Source organism: Proteus penneri (genome assembly GCF_022369495.1).
Lineage (GTDB): Bacteria > Pseudomonadota > Gammaproteobacteria > Enterobacterales > Enterobacteriaceae > Proteus > Proteus penneri.
On sequence record NZ_CP059690.1, the window covers coordinates 1,725,735 to 1,747,322 of the forward strand.

23 protein-coding genes are annotated in these 21,588 nt (G+C 32.8%); 7 read left to right on the forward strand and 16 right to left on the reverse strand.

The genetic code is table 11. From position 1 onward, the window contains the following. Positions 1-3: 3 nt before the first annotated feature. The 3 genes from H1225_RS07880 to H1225_RS07890 form a co-directional block, all read right to left on the reverse strand. On the reverse strand, positions 4-960 hold the full coding sequence (locus tag H1225_RS07880) for a DMT family transporter (protein ID WP_109400595.1): 957 nt from the start codon (positions 958-960) through the stop codon (positions 4-6). Between the two features lie 128 nt (positions 961-1,088). Continuing rightward, positions 1,089-1,826, reverse strand: a complete 738-nt coding sequence (locus H1225_RS07885) for a glutamine amidotransferase (protein WP_006532984.1) — start codon at positions 1,824-1,826, stop codon at positions 1,089-1,091. Between the two features lie 27 nt (positions 1,827-1,853). Beyond that, entirely contained in the window at positions 1,854-3,074 is a 1,221-nt protein-coding gene (locus H1225_RS07890; protein WP_161671619.1) for a PfkB family carbohydrate kinase, read from the reverse strand. 959 nt (positions 3,075-4,033) lie between these two features. On the opposite strand from H1225_RS07890, the gene H1225_RS07895 reads away from it, so the two are divergent. Continuing rightward, positions 4,034-4,525 (forward strand): DUF4822 domain-containing protein, encoded by a 492-nt coding sequence (locus H1225_RS07895; protein ID WP_115065412.1) that lies wholly within the window; start codon positions 4,034-4,036, stop codon positions 4,523-4,525. A gap of 126 nt (positions 4,526-4,651) precedes the next feature. On the opposite strand, the gene H1225_RS07900 is transcribed toward H1225_RS07895, so the two are convergent. Continuing rightward, a complete protein-coding gene (locus H1225_RS07900; protein ID WP_161671620.1) occupies positions 4,652-5,788 on the reverse strand; it encodes an AAA family ATPase in 1,137 nt (378 codons plus the stop codon). After that, entirely contained in the window at positions 5,785-6,489 is a 705-nt protein-coding gene (locus tag H1225_RS07905; RefSeq protein WP_161724996.1) for an RNA ligase family protein, read from the reverse strand. The genes H1225_RS07900 and H1225_RS07905 overlap by 4 nt, the downstream gene beginning before the upstream one ends. 253 nt (positions 6,490-6,742) lie before the next feature. On the opposite strand from H1225_RS07905, the gene H1225_RS07910 reads away from it, so the two are divergent. The 3 genes from H1225_RS07910 (at position 6,743) to H1225_RS07920 (ending at position 9,191) form a co-directional block, all read left to right on the forward strand. After that, the gene (locus H1225_RS07910; protein ID WP_161724998.1) at positions 6,743-7,531 is read left to right on the forward strand and encodes a glucose 1-dehydrogenase; all 789 of its coding nucleotides are present in this window, start codon (positions 6,743-6,745) and stop codon (positions 7,529-7,531) included. A 599-nt stretch (positions 7,532-8,130) separates the two neighbouring features. Continuing rightward, a complete protein-coding gene (locus H1225_RS07915) occupies positions 8,131-8,388 on the forward strand; it encodes a hypothetical protein (protein ID WP_006532995.1) in 258 nt (85 codons plus the stop codon). Positions 8,389-8,498: 110 nt separating this feature from the next. Continuing rightward, a complete protein-coding gene (locus H1225_RS07920; protein WP_072064132.1) occupies positions 8,499-9,191 on the forward strand; it encodes an XRE family transcriptional regulator in 693 nt (230 codons plus the stop codon). A 20-nt stretch (positions 9,192-9,211) separates the two neighbouring features. On the opposite strand, the gene H1225_RS07925 is transcribed toward H1225_RS07920, so the two are convergent. The 4 genes from H1225_RS07925 to H1225_RS07940 all read right to left on the reverse strand — a co-directional run bounded on the left by H1225_RS07925 (position 9,212) and on the right by H1225_RS07940 (position 12,688). After that, on the reverse strand, positions 9,212-9,838 hold the full coding sequence (locus H1225_RS07925; RefSeq protein ID WP_239739625.1) for an ABC transporter ATP-binding protein: 627 nt from the start codon (positions 9,836-9,838) through the stop codon (positions 9,212-9,214). Next, on the reverse strand, positions 9,832-10,608 hold the full coding sequence (locus H1225_RS07930; protein ID WP_072064134.1) for an ABC transporter permease: 777 nt from the start codon (positions 10,606-10,608) through the stop codon (positions 9,832-9,834). Before H1225_RS07930 ends, H1225_RS07925 begins: the two co-directional genes overlap by 7 nt. A 100-nt stretch (positions 10,609-10,708) precedes the next feature. Continuing rightward, positions 10,709-11,464: a molybdate ABC transporter substrate-binding protein gene (modA, locus tag H1225_RS07935; protein ID WP_109400602.1), complete on the reverse strand. Its 756-nt coding sequence runs from the start codon at positions 11,462-11,464 to the stop codon at positions 10,709-10,711. Positions 11,465-11,704: 240 nt separating this feature from the next. Then, positions 11,705-12,688: a sugar-binding transcriptional regulator gene (locus H1225_RS07940; RefSeq protein WP_072064136.1), complete on the reverse strand. Its 984-nt coding sequence runs from the start codon at positions 12,686-12,688 to the stop codon at positions 11,705-11,707. A 368-nt stretch (positions 12,689-13,056) separates the two neighbouring features. Between H1225_RS07940 and cutA the strand changes: the two genes are divergently transcribed. Further along, positions 13,057-13,365 carry a divalent-cation tolerance protein CutA gene (gene cutA / locus H1225_RS07945; protein ID WP_006533005.1) on the forward strand — a complete coding sequence of 103 codons (309 nt, stop codon included), beginning with the start codon at positions 13,057-13,059 and terminating at the stop codon, positions 13,363-13,365. A gap of 394 nt (positions 13,366-13,759) precedes the next feature. Beyond that, positions 13,760-13,993 carry a stationary-phase-induced ribosome-associated protein gene (gene sra, locus H1225_RS07950; protein WP_006533006.1) on the forward strand — a complete coding sequence of 78 codons (234 nt, stop codon included), beginning with the start codon at positions 13,760-13,762 and terminating at the stop codon, positions 13,991-13,993. 128 nt (positions 13,994-14,121) lie between these two features. Here sra and H1225_RS07955 read toward each other — a convergent pair whose 3' ends face one another. The 6 genes from H1225_RS07955 to H1225_RS07980 all read right to left on the reverse strand — a co-directional run bounded on the left by H1225_RS07955 (position 14,122) and on the right by H1225_RS07980 (position 17,791). Beyond that, positions 14,122-15,174 (reverse strand): DNA polymerase beta superfamily protein, encoded by a 1,053-nt coding sequence (locus H1225_RS07955; protein ID WP_115065414.1) that lies wholly within the window; start codon positions 15,172-15,174, stop codon positions 14,122-14,124. Then, complete coding sequence (locus tag H1225_RS07960) at positions 15,158-15,937, reverse strand: nucleotidyltransferase domain-containing protein (RefSeq protein ID WP_161671623.1); 780 nt, start codon at positions 15,935-15,937, stop codon at positions 15,158-15,160. Before H1225_RS07960 ends, H1225_RS07955 begins: the two co-directional genes overlap by 17 nt. Before the next feature lie 372 nt (positions 15,938-16,309). Beyond that, the gene (locus tag H1225_RS07965; RefSeq protein WP_239739627.1) at positions 16,310-16,804 is read right to left on the reverse strand and encodes a hypothetical protein; all 495 of its coding nucleotides are present in this window, start codon (positions 16,802-16,804) and stop codon (positions 16,310-16,312) included. Next, the gene (locus H1225_RS07970) at positions 16,804-17,148 is read right to left on the reverse strand and encodes a M15 family metallopeptidase (protein ID WP_196540371.1); all 345 of its coding nucleotides are present in this window, start codon (positions 17,146-17,148) and stop codon (positions 16,804-16,806) included. The genes H1225_RS07965 and H1225_RS07970 overlap by 1 nt, the downstream gene beginning before the upstream one ends. 2 nt (positions 17,149-17,150) lie before the next feature. Next, a complete protein-coding gene (locus H1225_RS07975; RefSeq protein WP_064505776.1) occupies positions 17,151-17,423 on the reverse strand; it encodes a phage holin family protein in 273 nt (90 codons plus the stop codon). Then, complete coding sequence (locus H1225_RS07980) at positions 17,420-17,791, reverse strand: putative holin (RefSeq protein ID WP_135000018.1); 372 nt, start codon at positions 17,789-17,791, stop codon at positions 17,420-17,422. Before H1225_RS07980 ends, H1225_RS07975 begins: the two co-directional genes overlap by 4 nt. Positions 17,792-17,978: 187 nt before the next feature. Here H1225_RS07980 and H1225_RS07985 point away from each other — a divergent pair, with 187 nt between their 5' ends. Further along, a complete protein-coding gene (locus tag H1225_RS07985) occupies positions 17,979-18,989 on the forward strand; it encodes an acyltransferase (protein WP_239739628.1) in 1,011 nt (336 codons plus the stop codon). Between the two features lie 53 nt (positions 18,990-19,042). On the opposite strand, the gene H1225_RS07990 is transcribed toward H1225_RS07985, so the two are convergent. Continuing rightward, positions 19,043-21,475, reverse strand: a complete 2,433-nt coding sequence (locus tag H1225_RS07990) for a tail fiber/spike domain-containing protein (protein WP_239739630.1) — start codon at positions 21,473-21,475, stop codon at positions 19,043-19,045. Positions 21,476-21,588 lie beyond the last annotated feature (113 nt).

Here is a 21,588-nt window from a genome sequence, read left to right on the forward strand (position 1 = left end):
CTCCTACGCTTTTGCTGACTTAGTCGCTCTGAATTCAGGAATTGTAGTTACAATCGCACCCACTAACGCAAATAATGTTCCAATGATTGTCACTAAATAAACGGTATTGCCTAATGACGGTAATAATAAGTCAATTAATACAGAACCTAACAACTGACCCGCTGTTGAGGCAACGCCTAACATCAGTAAGCCTAAACCACGTACTAAAATAGCCATTAATGCGATAGACATAAGTCCTAAAGGACCACCTAAATACATCCACCAAGTACCTGGTAATTCAAGAGTGATATGACCTAATGCCATGCGAACAATGAGAGCAATCGTTAAAACAGTGAAGCCAACTATAAAGTTCCAAGTGATAGACACCATCATAGAACCTGTTGCTTCAGCAACTTTAGCGTTACCTGCTGGTTGCCAACCAGCTAATAAACCAGCCAGAAAAGGTAAGATTGCTAAATAAATAAATGAGGTTGAGTGCCATTGTGGAGAAACTACAAATAAAGTTGCAACAACAGCTAATATTGCACCTAATACACGATATGGTGTGAAATATTTTTTCTCATCAACACCTACACCAAAGCGGTCACATAGTAAACCTGATAATAAGAGTGCTGAAATTAATGCTGTTTGGAATGTTGCAATTCCTAACGCGCTCGCAGAAGCTCCTTCAGAGAAAACAACCATTGCACCACAAAGGCCCGCAAACCAGTTCCATAATGGGATTTTACGCGTTTTAATTAAACTTGGAATTGAAGCAAATTGTTGGCGATACTGTTTTTTCGACATAATGATAAAAAACATCACCACTAAACCACTGGCAAAAGAGATAACTGCACTGGCGTTACCATCTTTTAAAACATGCCCTAACTGCCCATTCACCGCAGACTGCATTGGTGATAGCATACCTGCTAACACAGTTGCTAACATCAGCAATGGTGTTGATAAATTTTTTGTACTCATAAGATGTTCCTTTTGGATTATTGGCTATGAGTGATTTCTTTTTTTATTTTTCAAGTAATCGGTTTTATTAGCGCAGAGCGGCAACTCTGCGCTTTTTTACTTTTTATTACAGTTATTCTTAATTCAAATTAACGGGCAATTTGTTTAAGAATGTTAACCCACATATCTGCATAATGAGGCCATGCTAAAAACTCTTTGCTACCCCAATGAGGAGAACAATCACTCATAAAGCAGCCTGTTTTTCCTTTTTCGAACTGACCAAATACCAGCAATGGATCTTCGCCAATATTTAAAACGGTTTCTGTATTCTCTTTAGCTGAAACTTTGTTATAGCCAAGGAACATAGGCCATTCACCAAAGCCTTTTACTGATGCATGCTCAGCGTTTACAGCACTTGCAAATACACCTTCAGGCGCTTCTACACGATCGTCGCCATCCAGCATTTCAACAGGCAGAACTTCTGCAAGTAATGTATTTTTGTAGTTTGCTTTAGCCTCAATACCCATAAATGACAGGTAACCACCAATCATTAATAAGCCACCGCCATTAACTACAAACTCTTTAATTAACCCTAATGCGTTAGGAATGACTTTCATGTTATAGAACGTATCGTTTTGCAGAAGGAACGTATTTGCACCAATATCACTAATAACAATGACATCGTATTTAGCCAATGCTTCAGCCGTTTGTGGAAATGCAACCTGAACGGTATGGGCAGGCATATAATCAACTTCAACACCTTTTTCTCTTAAGCAACTTAATAAGAACGTAGAACCTTCTTCATATTTGCTGGAAGTGAAACTGTCGTAGCCTTTAGAGTGGATCATATGAATGTGCCATGACTCACCAATAAATAAGATTTTCATTTTTATTCCTCTTTCAAAAAAGATTATTTATTCAGGGGATTGGGTGACAATCTGTGAATATGTTGTTTGATTGATGCGATGCATGACATTAATATCTTCAGGCATTTCTGAAGCATTACTCGTCTCAACAGCTAATGATGAAAAAGCTGATGCATAGCGTAACGCATAAGAAAACTGCTTTCCTTTTGCCAACGAGGCAGCGAGCGCTCCATTAAAAGCATCACCTGCCCCTGCTGTATTTTTTACAACTGCCAGATATGCCGGCGAATAAATATACTTATATCCGTCATAAGCTAACGAACCTTTACTACCCAGCGTAATAACCACTTTATTTACGCCTTGTTGATAAATAGAAACTGCAGCATTTTTTGCGGATTCTAAATCGAGTACTTCTATTCCAGATAATAAACTGGCTTCCGTTTCATTAGGTGTTAATACATCTATCATTGGAAGTAATTCATTAACTATTTTATTATAAGGTGCTGGATTAAGAATAATAGGTATATTATTTTCGTTTCCAATAGCAATAATTTCTTTTAATGCCTCAATATTTGTTTCTAATTGAAGTAAAATTATATCCGCATCAATAATTTTATCTTTTTGTATTTTTACTTCATCAGCAGTAATATCCATATTAGAGCCAGAATAAATAGAGATAATATTTTCCCCACTCTCTTCAGAAACAAAAATAGATGCAGTTCCTGTTTGATAATTTTCAGTTTGATATATCGTTGATGTTTTTATTCTTGATGATGATATAAAATTAACTGCATAATCACTAAATTGATCAGTACCTATCTTCGTTATAAAATGCACCTGTGCATCAGCATAACTCGCCGCCAATGCTTGATTACAACCTTTACCTCCTGGTGAGAAGATAAACTTATTCGATAATAAGGATTCCCCGGCTTCTGGCAATCTAGGAAGATAACTAATCATATCAACATTAAATGAACCTAGTACGCACACCTTATTTATTGCTGTTTTGTTTGCTAAATCGTTTTTATCAATTTGATCATTACATTCTAGAAATTGTATAATTTCTTTTTTTGCAACTTTATCTAAAGTTTCAAATTCTATAAAAGCACCACCATGGCACCTTTTTATAATTCCTTTTTCTGCGAGTGTATTTAAATCTGATCGTATTGTTTCTTTGGTAACATCAAGTTCTTTAGCCAAAACAGAAACTTTTACTGCACCATTACCTTTAATCAGATTAATTATTTTTTTATGACGTTCTGCTTTCATTTAATGTTACCTCTATGGCAACAACTTTAGTTTATTAGTTGTTATGGGATTGTGATTACAATCATATGTTATTTATTAAAAGCAAAAAAAAGCAGAAATACAAAAATAAAAAACAAAAAGAAACAGAAATAAACAATGACAATAGTAAGATAATTTAATAAATGAATTTTTAACTTATACTTTTTTTAGAAAAAAATGAGTAAATTTACAATGTCGTCTTACCTTATTAATATAAATAAATTTAATATTGCTTTTTTATTTTTATACGGAAAATAATATTATTGATTTACATATAAAAATAAAATTTATTTTTATATGTAAGATCTTACAAAAGAAATCATTTTATATCACTATAAACTACCCGTAATAATGCTTAAATAAAATACAATCTAATTGAATCGTGCAATGCATTAATTATTTTTATCATCTCTGATTTTTAAAACACATTTACCATAAAGATATTTTAATCATTAAATACCAAAGAAAATGTTATCTTTTCACCAGAGAACGTAAATTACTTAAGTAATGCAAAAGCAATGCTTAAAACACACTCAGTTTTCATCTTTCATTTTTGTGACCTAAGTAACATTTAGTTAGATAAAAACGTCATCATCTTTGTCTATTTAATTCACCAATGAGTCAATCTTTGAATTCATATTGTAAATCAAGAAAGATTTTTATCTATTTTTTGTGCTATCTATGAATATGATTTGTTTTTTTTAATTACGCCACCTATAGCAATTAAATCTATAATAAGAATAAATGGAGATAATAATGCTAATAAATATAGTGCATTGAATATTTCTAACCAGTAAGATTTGTCAAAAATTCTTTTTTTAGAAACATTTAGACATAATTATTTCCTCGCACTTCACTCATTTTATACTAAAATTTATCCATACCGTCAGACATAACATAAATTACTGACAAAAAGCACAACGTAAAATAAGGATATATCAATGAAAATAAAATCACTTATCGCAATCTCATTATTAAGCGCTAGTTTTTCTCTTTTTGCTGCAGAAAGTTCATCAACTGCTACTAACATTCAAACTCAAGATGTTATTCAGGCTCAAAAAGAACTTAACGATTATGAGAAAATCATGATAGAAAAAGTTTGGATAACAACTGACGCTATCGATGAAAAAGGAAATAAAACAACTCCAGATAATGCTCAAGTTAGCAACTATTTTGGGCTTGCAGAATACTACCCTAATGGCACATTTATTATGTTTACGCCAGAAGGTAAACAAAAAATGCAAGGTGACTGGTCAATGTCAGACGATGGCAAAATACGCACCTTAGTTGCCAAAGATACTGAAGGTAAAACACTATTCACCCGTGATGTAGAAAATATCACAGTTAAAGATGATGAGTACACCTATCGTATTTATCCAAATGCTGATGATCGTAATGTCTATTTCGATATTATCCATCACGTTAAAAAGTAAATTGAGTACGTTGTTTTACTTGTGAATTAATCCTACTCAATAAGTAAAAAAGGGTTACTTATTTTTATAAGTAACCCTCATTTATTTTATAACCGACTTAACATTTCACCGAGATTAATCAATTAATTAAAATATGGTCTGAGATTGACCTTCAATCCAATAAATCACTTTGTGTGCCTCTTCTGGTGTTGGTACTTCCAATTTATTCAACATACGTTCCATTACTTTAGCTGGCACAGCTTCGTTCCTTGCATTATTTTGCCTCTGCCATTGCGCATAAGGGACTTCAATATATACCAACGTAATTTTTGCATTGTAACGATAAAACAAAGAGATAAGTTGATCTCGCATTTTTCTTGTAATATTGGTGGCATTCCAAACAAAAGGTTTATGCTCTCGTAAATATATACGAGCTTGTTCTTTTGCTTGCTGTGCTATCCAACCATTAGCATCTCTGTTATCAGGTTTAATATTATGTTGGCGACGGAGATCATCTAAACTCACTATCGGAAGATCTGCACAATGTTGGCGAATAAAGGTATCTTTTCCCATACCAGGTAATCCACATAACATTGTCACTTCACTTCCTTTTTCAGGATAAGGCTCGTAATTACAATCCATACTACTGTCTGTATAAAAATAGTGAAAACGAGCATCATTTGAAGGAAATGGAGCAGCTCTACGCCAACAATTTAACTCTTCACAATAAAGTGTAAATAACGCAATTTTATCAAAAAGAGCTGGTTTATCTTCACAGTCTCGCCCTAAAACATCAGCTTTAGCTAATAATGCTAATAAATAGCAATCTACTCTCTGTGATGCAGCAAGCAGGGCTTTTTTAGGATCAGGTTTATCCATCACCCACAACGGTAAACCGTGAAAGCGAACTAAAGCAGCGATCTGCTCTCTATCAGCAAAGCTTAAAGGTACTTTTTTATATAGAAAAAGACGTGTTGTTAGCTCACCTTTACGTGCATGACCCGGTGAAACAATACGTCCCTCTTCTTCCCGGGTTGTAGAGCGTTTTTCTACATCATGAAATAGTGCTGAGATCCATAAAATTTGCTGTTCTCTTTCAGTTAGCCTCGTATATTCTGGCAATGATTTCACTGAATTGATTACTCTTTGTGTATGTATCGCCACATCGCCTTCTGCATGATGAATAGGATCTTGTATAACACCAGCCATATCATTTATTTCATCATACAGTTCACAAAGGTGTTCCCATGACATTTCAGTGTGTAGTTTTTTATGAAGCATCATTGAGACTCCTGTGTTTTTTCCCAGATTAAAGGGGCTCGCCGCCAATTTTTTTTCCAATGAACATCTGTTTTAACATGGTCTTTTCTAACATATTTAAAAACACGATGAGAAAAATCATTTAAAGAAAATGACTGTGCATCTCGTGTAACAATACCTTCCATTGGACTTGGTTTTTGAGTTAAAACATCTTGAGATTGAAAAAAACTTGCCTGTTTGGCTTGTGAAACAATCATATTTTCAAACTCTGTTTTATCCTGACATTCAGGCAATTTAATTTCTGGCACAGTAGGAAGATCAAACAAAGAAGCATAAAACTGCACTTCTTCCCAACCTAGCCATTTATCTTTATAACGAACCGCAAACACATAAAAATATTCTTCTAAGTGTGCATATTCAATAGAATGAATGGCATATAAATTTTCACCGAAAATATCTAATTCACCTAAATCATTTTTCATCATTTGCCAACGTTGACACAATTGAGATGTCCACGCTGATTGCGTTGGAGTTGCATGCGAACGCGCAAAAACCCCCATTTTATTTAGGCAATTATTTTCTCCATCTAGTTTTTCTGTATGGATAAGTTGTTTTATTTGACAAATATCCTGCCACCATTGCGCATTTATACGATCGTCGTTTGTTGTGCCTGGTGAAAAAGGATAGTGATAGGTTCTATCATATTTTTGTGATTGATTATTCATTATTTAATACTCATTAAGTAACAGAAGCTCTACCAAATTTTTAAAATAAATTTGGTAAGTTAATTTTTCTGTATTTGCACGATTCTTTCAGTGCCTTAATGCGTATTACATAATAACAACCTACAATAAAGAGAAGTGAAAAATAAATAAGTGGCTATATTAACCATAAGCTTAGTAGAGTGCTAGATAAATAATCTTATTTATCTCTTATATTACTTTTTGCTTAATTTTCAAATCGAATATCGGAGGAAGTATGTACAACGATCTTAAAGGAAAAGTCGCTGTCGTTACGGGGTCATCAAGAGGAATTGGTGCTGCTATTGTGTCACGATTAGTCGCTGAAGGAATGAATGTCGTGATTAACTATCATTCTGACGAAAAAGAGGCTCAATGCCTTGCCGATGATTTAAATAAATTAAATTTAGGTAAAGCCATTATTTTTGGGGGTGATATTAGCAACGAAGATGTTGCCCATAATTTTATTTATTGTGCCATCAATCATTTTGGCAAGCTTGATCTTCTTATTAATAATGCTGGTATTGAAACACAAACACCTTCCCATGCTGTTGATTTAGCTGATTGGCGTAAAATTATAGATGTGAATTTAACGAGTTACTTTCTTACCGCCCGCTCTGCGCTAAGATATTTTGTAGAAAATAAAATTCAAGGCAATATCATTAATATATCTTCAGTTCATGAAATTATCCCTTGGCCCACTTTTGCAAGTTATGCAGCAAGTAAAGGTGGGGTAAGAATGCTAACTCAATCTCTCGCTCTTGAATATGCAAGTCAGGGTATTAAAATTAATTCAATTGGCCCTGGAGCAATAAATACCCCCATCAACCAAGAAAAAATGCAAGATGATACGCTTCGTGAAGAATTAGAAGAGATGATCCCCATGAGATATGCTGCTGAGCCAGAAGTCGTTGCTAATGTAGCCGCTTGGTTAGCATCTGAACAATCAACCTATATCACAGGACAGACTATTTTTATTGACGGAGGGATGACACTTTATTCCTCTTTTCAATCTGGTAAAGGTTAATCGACAATAAAGTTCCCACTTTCTATATTACTAGAAAGTGGGATGTATTATTAATTACTCTCGTTCTAAATAAAGCACAATATTTTCAGAGTTAATCAAGTTATTTGAAAATAATAAGCTCTCTATCTGAAACAAATGGTATATCTAATTTTCGAGTTCTCTTGGAATAGGCCCCTTCTCTGTTAGCCATGCCATAACGGCGTGTTCTGTCCAATAAACACTTAGTCTTGAGTAAATACTAGATATCTGTTTTTTAACTGAATTTATATAATTAATAAACATTATTTAAATTAGTATTTTATGGGGGATATTAATTTAGATAATGCAAATAACAATATTACAACAAGTAAGTAGACTGAAAAACAATTCTATTTGTTTTCACAATATATCAATAGCGTATTATTCTCTGATGATTAGGTTATTCGCCTATAATACATTACAAAAAAATACAAACAAACACTAGAAAAATTGTGATCAAATACACTTTTTTGCATCATTAATGCTATTTAAGACAAATAGAAACTGCTTTTTTATCAACAAATAGGTAATCTAGCGGTCTGATTTTGATGACCAAACATGAATAGTTAAAAGGATATTTTATGTTTACTTCACAGCTCATGCTGGTCGGTTATGTATTGTTGGTAAGTCCTTGTGGAAATGATTCTTGTGATGCTGTTCCTGTTACAGAAACAATTTATACTAAAGATGAATGCACAACGCGACTTAACTACTTAAAACAAAAAAGACCTGACCTTATTATTTTCTGTGGAGAAGTCTTGAGAGATCCTGAAGTCACTGATGAAAATCCTTATCTCACCCCACCAGATAGTGCAGATGACGTTTTCAAAATTAAGTAATTAATCTATTCTTAATTTTATTCTTAAGGTAAAATACAATTTAATTTGTTTTCTTTTTACGATATACTCTTTGTACTTGAATATGTAAGGACACGTATTAGGAGTCACTAATGTCTATTGCGAAACGTACCAAAGATAAACGCATTGCGTTAGGTTTAACACAATCAGAACTTGCCACTTTAGCAAGTACGACACAGCAATCCATAGAACAACTAGAAAGCGGTAAAACTAAACGTCCCCGTTTTTTACCTGAATTAGCAAAAGCGTTAAATTGTGATTTGGCTTGGCTACTTGGAGGTGAAGAACAAACCAATGCAACTTCTGAAATTCCACCAGAGAATGAATGGCAACCTGTAAGTGAATGGGACAGTAATACTCCTTTAGGTGATGATGAAGTAGAAATACCCTATTTTAAAAGTATCGAGCTCGCAGCAGGTGACGGTTGTTGTACTAACGAAGATCATAATGGATATAAATTGAGATTTTCAAAAAGCACATTACGCCGTTATGGCGCATCATCTCAGAACGTGATCTGCTTTTCTGTTTATGGCGACAGTATGTCACCCGTTATTCCAAATGGCTCAACAGTTACTGTCGATACAGGCAATACTCGTATTGTTGATGGTGGTATTTATGCTATCGAACAAGATGCTTTGTTTAGAATAAAACTACTCTATCGTCAACCTGGCGGTAAATTAATTATACGTAGTTATAATAAAGACGAATTTCCTGATGAATCAGCGGAAACAAGTTCTGTAAAAATTATGGGGCGTATTATCCATTGGTCAGTAATGGCTTGGTGATCAATAAGCAATCAATAACTTCATAGTATAGAATTTTCAGTAACAACTTGTCCTTTAGACAATAAAACCGTTTTATCTGCTAGCGCTTTTATTTCACGAGGCTCATGAGTAACCATGATCATCGTTATCTCCTTAGATTTTAAGGAACTCATTAAATCCCAAAGTTGATAACGTGTTTCCCAATCCAAACTCGAAAAAGGTTCATCCAGTAGTAAAAGTTTGGGTTGGCTAATAAGAGCTCTTGCCAATGCAACACGTTGTTGCTCACCTCCTGATATTTGATAAGGATAACGTTCAGCAAGATGTGCAATTCCCATTTGCTCTAATATCGCCTTTTCTCTCACCTTACTTCTTTTCTGTTTTGCAACATATTGTGCTAGCCATAAATTTTGTGTCACCGTCATAAACGGAAATAAATAAAGCCGTTGATTTAAATATCGGCAAGAACGCAACCACACTGGCTGTTCATTTATATTTTTATTTGCAAGATAGATATCTCCAGAGTACGAAGTATATCCAGCAATCGCATTTAAAAGTGTAGTTTTACCGCTTCCTGATGTACCACTTATTCCTAAGCAAGTTCCTTTCTCTACCTTTAACGAGACATCTTTTAATATGCCCGATGTTAATGAACGAATTTCTAACATGATGCCTTCCTTTCTCGCTGTAAACGATGCAACGCAAATAATAAAGTAATCGCGATAGCGATAAGAACGAGCGCACAACCTATTGCCAAGGTGAAATCTCCACTGGCGATATTTAGATAAATTGCCATAGGCAACGTTTCGGTTTTTAACCTTGTTGCACCAGCTAACATTAACGTAGCGCCAAATTCACCTAAGGCTCTAGAAAATGCGATAATACTTCCACTCATTAGAGCTGACCAGCAAAGTGGTATTTCAATTAAGAAAAATGTTTTTGTTGGTGTTAATCCTAAATTTTGTGCTGTTTGAATATAAGCAGGATCAACCGACTTAAAAGCAGAAAGGCTGTTTCTCATAATAATCGCGCTAGCAACATAAGTTTGAGCAATAATAATACCCAATGGTGAAAAAAGAGAGCGAGATAACTCAGGGAAAATACCTGTTAAAGGCCCCTGATTTCCTAATAACAATAATAATCCGATACCGATAACTAATGGAGGAGTCACCAAAGGTAAATCTAATAACGCATCAATGAAACGATGCCCTTTAAAAGGAATTCTTGCCATTGCCCATGCGGCGGGTACACCTAAGATAATTGCTAAACATAAAGAAGTTAGCGCTGTACTGAGTGACATACCAATAGCAAAATGAAATTCAGGATCAATAATAACTTGCCTCAATTCAACATAAGAAAGTTGACATATCAGCGCAATTAGCGATCCTAAGATCAGAAATAACAATAAAAAGAGTGGAATTAATGCCCATCGAAACACGTTATTTCCTTTTTTAAGATAAATATTTATTTTATTGTGATAATGAAAAAAGCCACCAGTGAGTTGGTGGCAAAAAAACACAATTTATGTGAGAAAAAATTTATGGTTTCGAAATTACAGGAAGAAAACCATAATCAGTAAAAGCCTTGATCCCTTCAGAGCGAGTAAAATAATCAGCAAGTAATTGTGCTTCTTCTGGATTTGCTGATGTTTTTAAAACAGCAAGTGTTGCCACTTCTTCTGGACTACCTTCAGGAACTGGAAGTAAAACAAGTTTATCTTGATTTTTCATTGCATCTGCATATCCAATAATGGCAGCATCCACTTCCCCATTTAATAAATACATAAGCAATTGTTTAATTGTTGCAGTGCGAACCACAACTTTATCGCGTAATTTATCGCCTTGTCCTGATGCATCAATAAGTTGTTCGCCACTTTTTCCTAATGCGATAGCTTTAGCATCACCCATACCTAGTTTTAATGAACTATTCGCAAGATCTTCTAGGGTTTTAATATCCCCCACTTTATCTTTACGCACAGCAATAACTGGAATATGGCGAATAATAGAATACTGATTAACCACTTGCCCTTCTTTATCTAACTTTTCAACATAGTCTTGTGACCCAGGAAAGAATAAATCTCCCTGCTTAGTTAGATTAAAGCGTGTTAATATTTGGCCTGAACCACCATATTCAATAGTGACTTTATTTCCTGTCTCTTTTTCAAACACACTCACAACCTGCTCTACGGGTTGTTTTAATCCAGCCCCTGCATAAAGATGAAGCTCAGCTGCAAATGTATTATGACAAATTAATCCTAATGCTAATCCTAAACTAGCAAGCAATTGGCGTTTCATAAATATGGTAATCCCAATCATCGTTATATAATTTTTTATATAATGAATGATATAAGCATTTAAGGCAAGAGACTCATATTAAAAAAAGATAAAAATGTTAACAACTTATCATTTTTATCTTTTTCTTTATGTATAAGATTTACAGAAAAGGCCTTTCAAAATAAATGCTTATTATCAGAGATAAGTAGATCTTAAATAGTCATTTGCCAAAAAATCCTCGCTTTCACGAGGATTTTATTACTAATTATCTAACTCTAATAATGCCAACGCTGTGACTTCATCAATCACAATATCAGTGGCATAACCTCCTTTTATCGCCCCTATTGTTGCTTGAATATTTTCCACACCACCAGCAATAAAAAGTCGTTGTGTTATTTGTCTTAACTGAGCAAGACTTATTCCCATTATCCTAAGGTCAATATCAGAAACTAAAGGATTACCTTGCGCATCATAAAAACGTCCACAAATTACACCGACAGCGCCTAAATCACGATATTGAGCCATCTCACTACTCGTTAAAACCCCCGTTGTTACCAAAGGATTGTCATCAAATGTATTACCCACAACAAAAAGGGCTTTATTACACTGATTTAGCGCCGAAAAACTGCGCCTAATAATAGGCTCAGCTTGAAGTTCCATTGCTAGGCGCGCACTAGAAACTACCGCAGGTACATGCAAATTAATACTGCACCCTGACAACTTGTTTGCAATTAACGCGGCTGCTTCTGTTGTTTTAAAATCAGGCTGTGGCGCTACGGCGCCTATCATTTGTAGTACTGTGATATTTTTTAATGACTTGGGTGAAAGATAATTACCCAATTTATAAATTGTTCGTCCCCAAGCAACACCTAAAATATCATCGTCATTAATTATCTGAGAAAGATACATTGCTCCTGCTTTCGCTAACCTTTCTCTGTTCATATTTAAAGTATGTTGTGATTTATTCTTTTCTTCATCAGGTAAAATAAGCACATTATTAAGATCGAATTTTGCTTTTATTCTGAGGGCATAATCAATCGTAGAAAATACTGATGAATCCAAGTTAATATTTACGAATCCTTTTTCTCTAGCTAAATGCAAATATTTCACGACAGTAACACGAGAAACACCCATAATATTTGCAACTTCACTTTGGCTGAGTCCGTCCTGATAGTAAAGCCACGCTGCATAGAGAACGGGATCATTATCAAATAAACTCGCGTTTTTTAGCGAATTATTATCCATTTTAAACCCCACAAATTTTTATAAATCTTATGACTAATTAGTTTATTTTATATTAGAGATATTATTGAAAATAAAATGCCTTTAGCCAAATTAAGCCTATAACACAAATAGATACATTTCATTAATCTACCAATAATATCGGCACTCTTATATTTTTCTTTACTACAAGAACCTTATAATACGTAAAATGCCCTTAATAATGCCGTAAACAGCTCATATCGAGAAAGTTTTTTTTGAAAATACTGTTTTATTTCGCTAAAAATAAAAATATTAGATTTAAGTTTTAAAAAGTTTTATTTTGATAAAATTAAAATCATCAAGCCTGATTACTGCTATGAAAAATCAAATTAATTTTAAAAGGACAAACAATGATAATTGCATACTCTACAGCACCAAATGAAAAAATCGCTAATGAAATTGCGCATTACCTCATCAATACAAAACTTGCTGCTTGTGTAAACTTAATACCTCAAGTTAAATCTATTTATCATTGGGATAATAAAATTATTGAAGATAATGAAATACTTATGATGATAAAATCTGAAAAAAGTAAACAGCAAAACTTAATTGATGCTCTTGTCGAAATACATCCCTATGATACTCCCGAAGTGATTATAATACCGATTGAAAATGGTTTTAAAGGTTATCTTAATTGGATCCATACTTCCTTGGGCTAAAATAACGTTAAATTTTTATTGAGATCTCTTTTCTAATATCTTTTTTCAAAAAGATGATAATTATTTGTAATTTAAAACATCTTATATCATTATCATCTAAATTATAAGACAAGTAACCAATTGTTAATATTAAACTAAATTTATTGTTTTTTAATAATAACAGTATTTAAATACTCTTTATAAGAATAAATATTCTAATTTAAAGTAACGACAATCTAGTTAGTTAATTAAATTTCGATTAGAAAAACATTTTTTATTAACCTAAATATGTTTTAAAAATTATAGAAAAATAGCCTTTAATGCTAAATTAATAAGGTTATCAACACCTTATTCTTTTTATTTTCTGTTATAATAAAAGGGCTTTCTCTAAATTACATGTAAAAAGGAGTGAGTTGTGAAAACAAACAGAGTCGCAAGACGAATTTTAGGTTTACCTTATAATTTAAGTCGGTCTAAAAAGAAAGTGCGTTTTTCCATTATTGCCTCTACAAACGCTGAAAATGTACCTGCTGAGTTAAAAAATGCAGCTAAAATCTGTTTAAAACAGGATTTCAGAAAGAAAGCAACGCACAAGCGTATCTATATGAAGTTAACAGATGCTTATCCTGAGTATCTTGCAACTAATTAATATTTTCATACGCAAACGCTATTTAATAAATATTTTCGTATTTAGTTTGTATACTTAAAATATTAAAAATAGCATATCCCTTACATTATGTAAGGGATATTAGTTTTCTAGGCTAGTTCATTTTTCTACTATTTATAGAGCGCTTTTCTTATATTTATAAGAGCAACTTCTGCAATTGAAGGCTCAATTTCATCAGGCAATAGACTTAGTTGAAATGCATTATTAATGGTCTTAATAAGAATTTCACTACGCTCTAATAATTCATCATAACTAAATTGTCCTGCTTTAATTGCTAATAATTCATCTCTATTATCACACCAAACCTTCACTTTCCCTTCTTGTGCTATCCCTAGTGCGATATAAAGTAATCTAAAAGTATGCATCATATTCTTACTATCGTAATTTCTTCCATGATCGATGTTTTGTTGGTAACGAACATCATTACGTTGCTCAACCCATTGCCAATATTCATGATATTGCTTGCGATATGCACTATAACCTTCTTTATTAAAGCTAAGATAACCTTCTGGTTTTGCTGTTTTAGAAATACTACTTAGCAATACATCATTAGCATTTTCTTTTTTTATTATTCCTTGATAAGACACTTTATCATCATAATAAATTGCATAAATATCTTGTGTGTGGGTAAGTTTTGTTAACCCAATATGTTCTTGTTTCCAATGCCGATTTTTTAGCCACGTATTGATTAATATTGTTTTTCCATCTTCAATGACATAACAAAAATCGAGAATGGTTTTTAATTTTTTTTCAACTGGATTTACTATTTTTTTGTTTAGCCCTTGAGCCTTCTTAACCTGCCTTTGTGCATAATGTACAAATGTTTGAACACAAGTTTTAGACAAAAACCATTCTGGCTTTATTAATGACATTAAAGGGTGTCGATAAATAACCATATGTTCAGGTGAATTAAGTAGCTCTAAAATATTAGGATTAGATGCACATAATAGTTCTATAAATCTCCCAAGCTCATAATAGACTATATCATTGCTTTCATTACTTACTTGTGGTGTGTATTCCAACCCATAAAAAAGATCTTTAGGGAGGTAAAAGACTCCTTTAATATCTGTATCTGATTTTTCTGTCGCAAGATTATGTGAACGACTTCCAGCGATACTTTCAAATAAAAGGTAAGGTTTTATATCTTCAATAGTCAGTTTCATCTAATTTTTTCCTAAACCAATTATTTAAAATATCATTATCAGGTACTATTCTTTTGGTTAATTGGACATTTGTCTCTTTCCATAAAAAAGTCACTAGATATTGCATCGTATGTGTTGGAACCCAAGTAAAATATTCATTTTTATCTGATTTAAATTCTACTAATTCTTTGATGATTTTTTGTTCTTCAACAGTTAAAATTTTTATCAGTTTATCCAATTCCATAGGTGGAATTTCACCCGTTTTCACCGTCCAATAGGCAGATAAAAGAGAACGTAACATATAGAACCATTTTTTTAATTTTATTGGCTCTGCACTAATCTCATTTTTAGAGTTATTTTCAGGAGAATATCTACTCACAACTTTAGCAATTCCTCTGTAATGATGAACAATTACTTTTGGTTGATAATAGAGTTTTGCCAGTTCAAATAACTCTTTTTGAACATTAGAATATTGTTGATAAATTATTGGCGATTGGAGCCATTCTAATAATATGCAATTCGATTTACGTAATAAGTGCAGCGCTTTTGTAATATCCCAAGCACCAACATCAAACCAACTATTTTCTATCCACTCGAAGGTTTCTTTAGGTTTATCAATAGAAAGATAAGCATTGCGTGGACGTATAAAAATACCTCTCACATCATAATCACTATCTGTTGAAGCAAACCCCCAAGCTCGGCTACCACTTTCTGCAACATAAAGTAATTTAACTTGATACTCTTGCTCTATTTGCGGCAACTTTTTTAATATCTCATTATGCATGATTTCCTTATCTCCTATTTTCTTAATTTGCAAGATCTCTTGGCACGAATAATAAAGGCGCTATTAATTACGATAGAAAAACTTATTCTAAATTACCGTTAAGTGAGTAAATATCAATCCAAAACTTTATTGAGTTTATTATTTATAAAAATAAGCCTATCACTAATAAATAGAAACATACAAAAAAGCCACCAGTAACTTACTGATGGCTCTTAGTTTTTTAACCTTTATCAACTATTGCTGATAAACGGTATTTTATTCCCACTCAATTATATTCTAGTAACTTAACTTACTGATAAATATAAATTATAGTTAAATTAGATATCACTAACACCGTCACCGATACCGTCATTATGAAATCTGTCTACTTTTTCATCGGTAAGAATTGAGGAGTTTTTCCTTTGCTTCCAGCTCTGAAATACAGAGGTTGAGTGTTCTTGTATTTTCATCTGCGCGCTGAGCTTCACGCCCATATCGTTCAAGTGTTTCTCGTAGTTGTCGAGAAAGTTCACTGGCTTTGGCTTTCTCAACTCGGCAGGTATTGGCGTTATCGGTACTTGCAACTTCTGTTTGCGTGGTACCGTTTGAGAACTGCACCCTGTCAAAGTGATTAAGAACACGATCAAGCATAGCATCTGTGCGTATCGTATCATGCTGTTGTGCGTCATGGTATATCTCCAGCCTATTCTGCTGTTCATTGTCTGCTTGTTTACGCAGTTCAATATTTGTGGCCACATCCTTTTCATCTAATTGATTACCTGCAATCTGTTTATTCATTGCTCGGTTATCAAAATAAATACCGCCAGCAACAAAGCCAGCGGTAAAGGAAACAGCCAAAGCAATTAACGCTATGACGGTTTTATTCATTAACGAACCCCATTGTGCTCTAATGAAAAATGATTGCCATCAGGACGAGTTTTAAAACGCCCGCCCCAACTTCCACCTAATGATTCCCAATACTCACCCAGTTCTTTATAGTCGCTGGTGGCTGTAAGGTATTTTCCATTAGTATCGAATAGGTTGAAATCGACTGCTAAACGTTGAGTATGTAGACTGTTGCTAATACCCGATCCTTTCTTTGCATTTAATTTAGCTTGTTCTTCGGTACGATAAGCCTCACCAAACGTCAGCTTATATCCCTTCTGCTGAGCAAAGGTGATCAGCTTTGCAACCATCCCTGTAAACGTATTTTGTTTATCGACTAATGACATATTCACCCCTTTATAAACTTGATGACATTGCCCTTACTGATCAGCAACGTTGTGCAGATCAGGATATTGGCAAAGATGTTGTAGATATCAGCGTGATAATTAGGATCGAAGTAAGCGCGAATAGGTACGCTTGAAGAGTAAGCAAGAATGAGGAAAGCTAACCATCCACCTTTTTTACAGTGTTGTCTGCCGTCACGTTTAAAATAGAACACACGTAGAAATATGACAGTACAGATGATGGCATTAACAATAGTGAGCAATGTTTCGCATTTCATTGTTGCCCTCCTTGTTTCGGTATATCAGCCCTTCCGTATGCTTTTACGCTTAACTTAACCACAAGCAAAGCGGAAACAAAAGCACCTACGGCATCGATATGTTCGATTTCGTATTGCTCCGGTTTCACACCGAAAAGGCCAGTAACAGAAATAAATATAGTTGCTGCGGGGCTAAAGAATATAAGACCACAAATGAAACTCAGAAAAGCCAATAGTGATCTACGTTTAAAGCTATATTCAGTAGCAGCAGTAGTAAAGAAGATGGCCCCCAACAGTGAACCCATAACAACTTCTGCTGGAAGCCCTGCGAAGTAACCAAGAAAAGCAGTAGTGCCGATCCCAGCTTTTGTGTAGACATCTTCTTGCATGAGTGTAGTACCAGTGATTAATGAATAATCATGATACTACACAATAGACAAGATAACCAAAAAACCACAAAGAATTATATTGATGCAATTATTATACAATAAAATTTCATTTCTCATGTAATTAATGAATATGTCTCATCTTGCTGATAAAATTACATAAAATTATATTAATTTAAGGTAGGAATGAATGAATTCTTATAATAGGATAATTTGGTTAGACTTTGTGAGGTTCTTTGCTTGCATATCTGTAATTGTATTACATATATCCGGCTCATATGTTGTCAATACATACAATAGCAATTATCATAACTGGATGTTTGGTAATATTTTAGATTCATTTTCAAGAGCATGCGTTCCATTATTTTTTATGATTTCTGGTTTCCTATTCCTATCAGATAGAGAACCAAAAAATAAACATTTAATAAAAGTAATTTTATCTCTATTTTTTTATAGTGTAATTGGATTTATTGCTAATTATATATATTATTTAATTAATATGAGAGATTCATTTCCATCATTTAATCTTTTAGAAAAACCGATATTTTTTCATTTATGGTTTTTCTATATGCTAATACCAATATATCTATTCATGATGATAATAAAAGTAAGACAAGAAAACGCAAAAAAAATACTCTTTATAATTCCAATATTGTTTATTTTTTTTAACATTAAATCTAATAATTTGACCACATTATTTGGAATAAATGTGAAAAATAACTTCATGTTCGTAGATATGTTTTCTGGGTGTTTTATGTATGCAATTTTAGGAGGGGCATTTAATTTTATTGTAATAAAAAAAGAAAAATTAATTAATTCATTATCTTTATTATTTTTTATTTTATCATCATCATTAATTGCATTTTTGACAAATATTATAAGTGATAATGAAGGAAAAACAAATGTTATATTTTATGGATATACAACCCCGTTAGTGTTTTTATCATCAATATCTATCTTTTTATTCTTCTTTACATTATCAAAAAATACAAAGGAAATAAAAATAGTAAGTCATATATCTAACTATTCATTAGGTATTTATGGATTTCATGCAGTAATATTGTCTTTTATAATTGATATAACAAAATATTATAACTATAACCCATTATGGTTTTTTTGTGTGTTCTTTACAACATTATTAGTTAGTATTATCCTTACAAAAACAGTAAGATTTTTTGATAAGAAAAATATATTATCTTGATTTGCAATCAAATAAAGCAACATGTATAAATAATGTTGCTTTATTTTTTTAATCTAAATAAATCCAGAGCACTCAATTCTTTTTTGTTTTTCGTTATATACCCAAGGGTCTCCTGTATATCCATTTATTAATTTGATACTATTTCTTGAAAAACTAACACATGAGGGTATAGATGATCCCTGTATGAATGAATATAAAACTCCAGACCAATTAATATTTATTGGAGATAATGTTACCTCACCAGACCCACTGATATCTAATATTCCACTTAATTTAACATTAAATCTATCTCCCATATATTTATAATAAACATCAAGGGTCTTCCCAGAATTTACACCATTTATTAATACATCAACTTTTTTATTAAAAGTTTTATCGATATAAATATTTCCTGAAAGTATATCACCTATTTTTTTAAATTTATTTAAAAAATTATCTGAATTATTTATTGTTAGTGATGAGCCTAATTGCACCCAAGCCACACCAACCTCATCACCAATTAATAAGCTTTTTGATACAATAGAACCGATTACAACATTGCTATTATCAATGCAATATATTAATGAATCAGATAATATTGAATTTTTATAAGCGAAATCAATCAGATCAACTATTGAGTTAGACTCCCTAAATCTAAACATTCCGCCATTTTCATTATTTACATTTTCAACACCAAAAGAACGAATATTTATATTGCATCTATTAAAGTCAATGCAAATTTTTGTTGATCCTTCTGAATAACAAGATATTAGATTACTATAATTCATTCCTGTTATCTTAAAACCAGTATAACACCTAGCAGATCCGCAGTTAATCCAAGTATTTGTTGTTCCACCTCCAAATCCAACCTCAGGCTCCATGCAATAAACGCCGCAACTTCCTATATCCCACCTTGTTTCATAATGCCCATAATAATATACATTAGTAAATTTATTTATATACATGTTATTTGAAAAATGTATTATCTTGCCATCGCTAAATTTGCAGTTATTTAATTCACTCCCTGTAAGATATTTAGAATATAAACAATAATCACCGTAGTTATCGTTAGTATGAATATTGTCCGTATACCTAGTGCTTATATTTAGTAAATTAACACCACGACAATACTCACCTTCATTTTTATTTATAAAAAACAATTGAGCATTAATCTTGGTATAATCAAATATTTCATTTTTATAAGCTGTTATTGATTTTGTAAAAATATCTTCTTTTGGAAGTCTACCTTCAGTATCAAACCATAATGTAGATCTTGCTTGTCCTCCATCAAATGACATGTAATCACATAATATAATTGGTTTTGAAAAGAAGTAATCCCCATTAAAATTTATTTTTAATGGATGTTCTATTTTAAGATTGTATTTATAGATATTGTAATAAATAGACCAATTATCAAAAAAGTTATCAGCTTTACCACCAAGCTGCTCTAAATATACAGAATTGTCCTTTATTATTGGTTTTGCATATAAATCATCATATAAATGTATTGATATTTCATTTTTATTTAAAAAACCAACAACTTCATATCTACACGCCCCGTTATCAAATAAATTATAATATCCAAGCGTTTCAAATATATCTCCGACTTGATGTTTTTCAGTTTTAACTAACAAAAATGTATTAAACCGCTTTATTATTATACCCAAATCATTTCTTATACTGCTATCACCAATACTTACCCATTTACCTAATCCAATCCCACCTGAATCTTCAGGGTTTGAGTTTGATGGAACATATTTAGGTAAATCACCATCCCAACGATAATATTCTCCATTACTTTCCCAATGTAACGCCTGATACCGTGTGGTTATCTCCGCGCCTTTCTCAAAAGAATCAACAAGTACATAACCAAGCGAACCAGTTTCAGCAGGATCAAGTAATTGAGGATAGCCTTCATTATCAAATCCAAGTTGCTTATTTCTGCGTTGCTCAGCTGATGGTAATGCTGGTATATCCTTATCATTCACCCTTAATGTCTTACTATCAATATACTTAATACTGTTATCAACATAGTCTTTATTAGCTGCATCAGTACCTACTTTAGGCGATGCTAAATTAGCAATACGATTTCCTTTAGCATCATAGTAGTTCGATAAATAGGTGGGTTTGCGTAGGCTTAAAGAGAAAGTGCCTAATGCTTTTTGAATTAACATCGTTAAATAATCAAAGGCATCTTCATGTACTTCAGCAAAAAATTTCCCCTGATTGCGTAAGTCAGTTTCTTGTACAACAGGTAAATCGCGTTCTAATAATATCTTCCAGCCTTGAGCTAAAGGTTTATTTAAAACCACCTTACCGCCATGATAAGAACCAGCACCAACAATAGTGTAATCAGTGCCATTCTTTAATGTTGTTTCATTGCCGTCACTGTCAGCAACCACCACGATCAAATGCTTACTTTCAAAGATACGGAAGCGGAAATCAAAATCCGTTGTTACGCCATTACCTACATACTCTTCATGGCTTAGCTCAGTAGATACCGTCATTGCTCATCTCCTCTGGTGTTAATGAGGATATGATACTTTTAACTACAAAATATATCCATATTTGCAATAATGGTTATCAAATAAAAAATTAAATTAACCATTTAGATGAATAT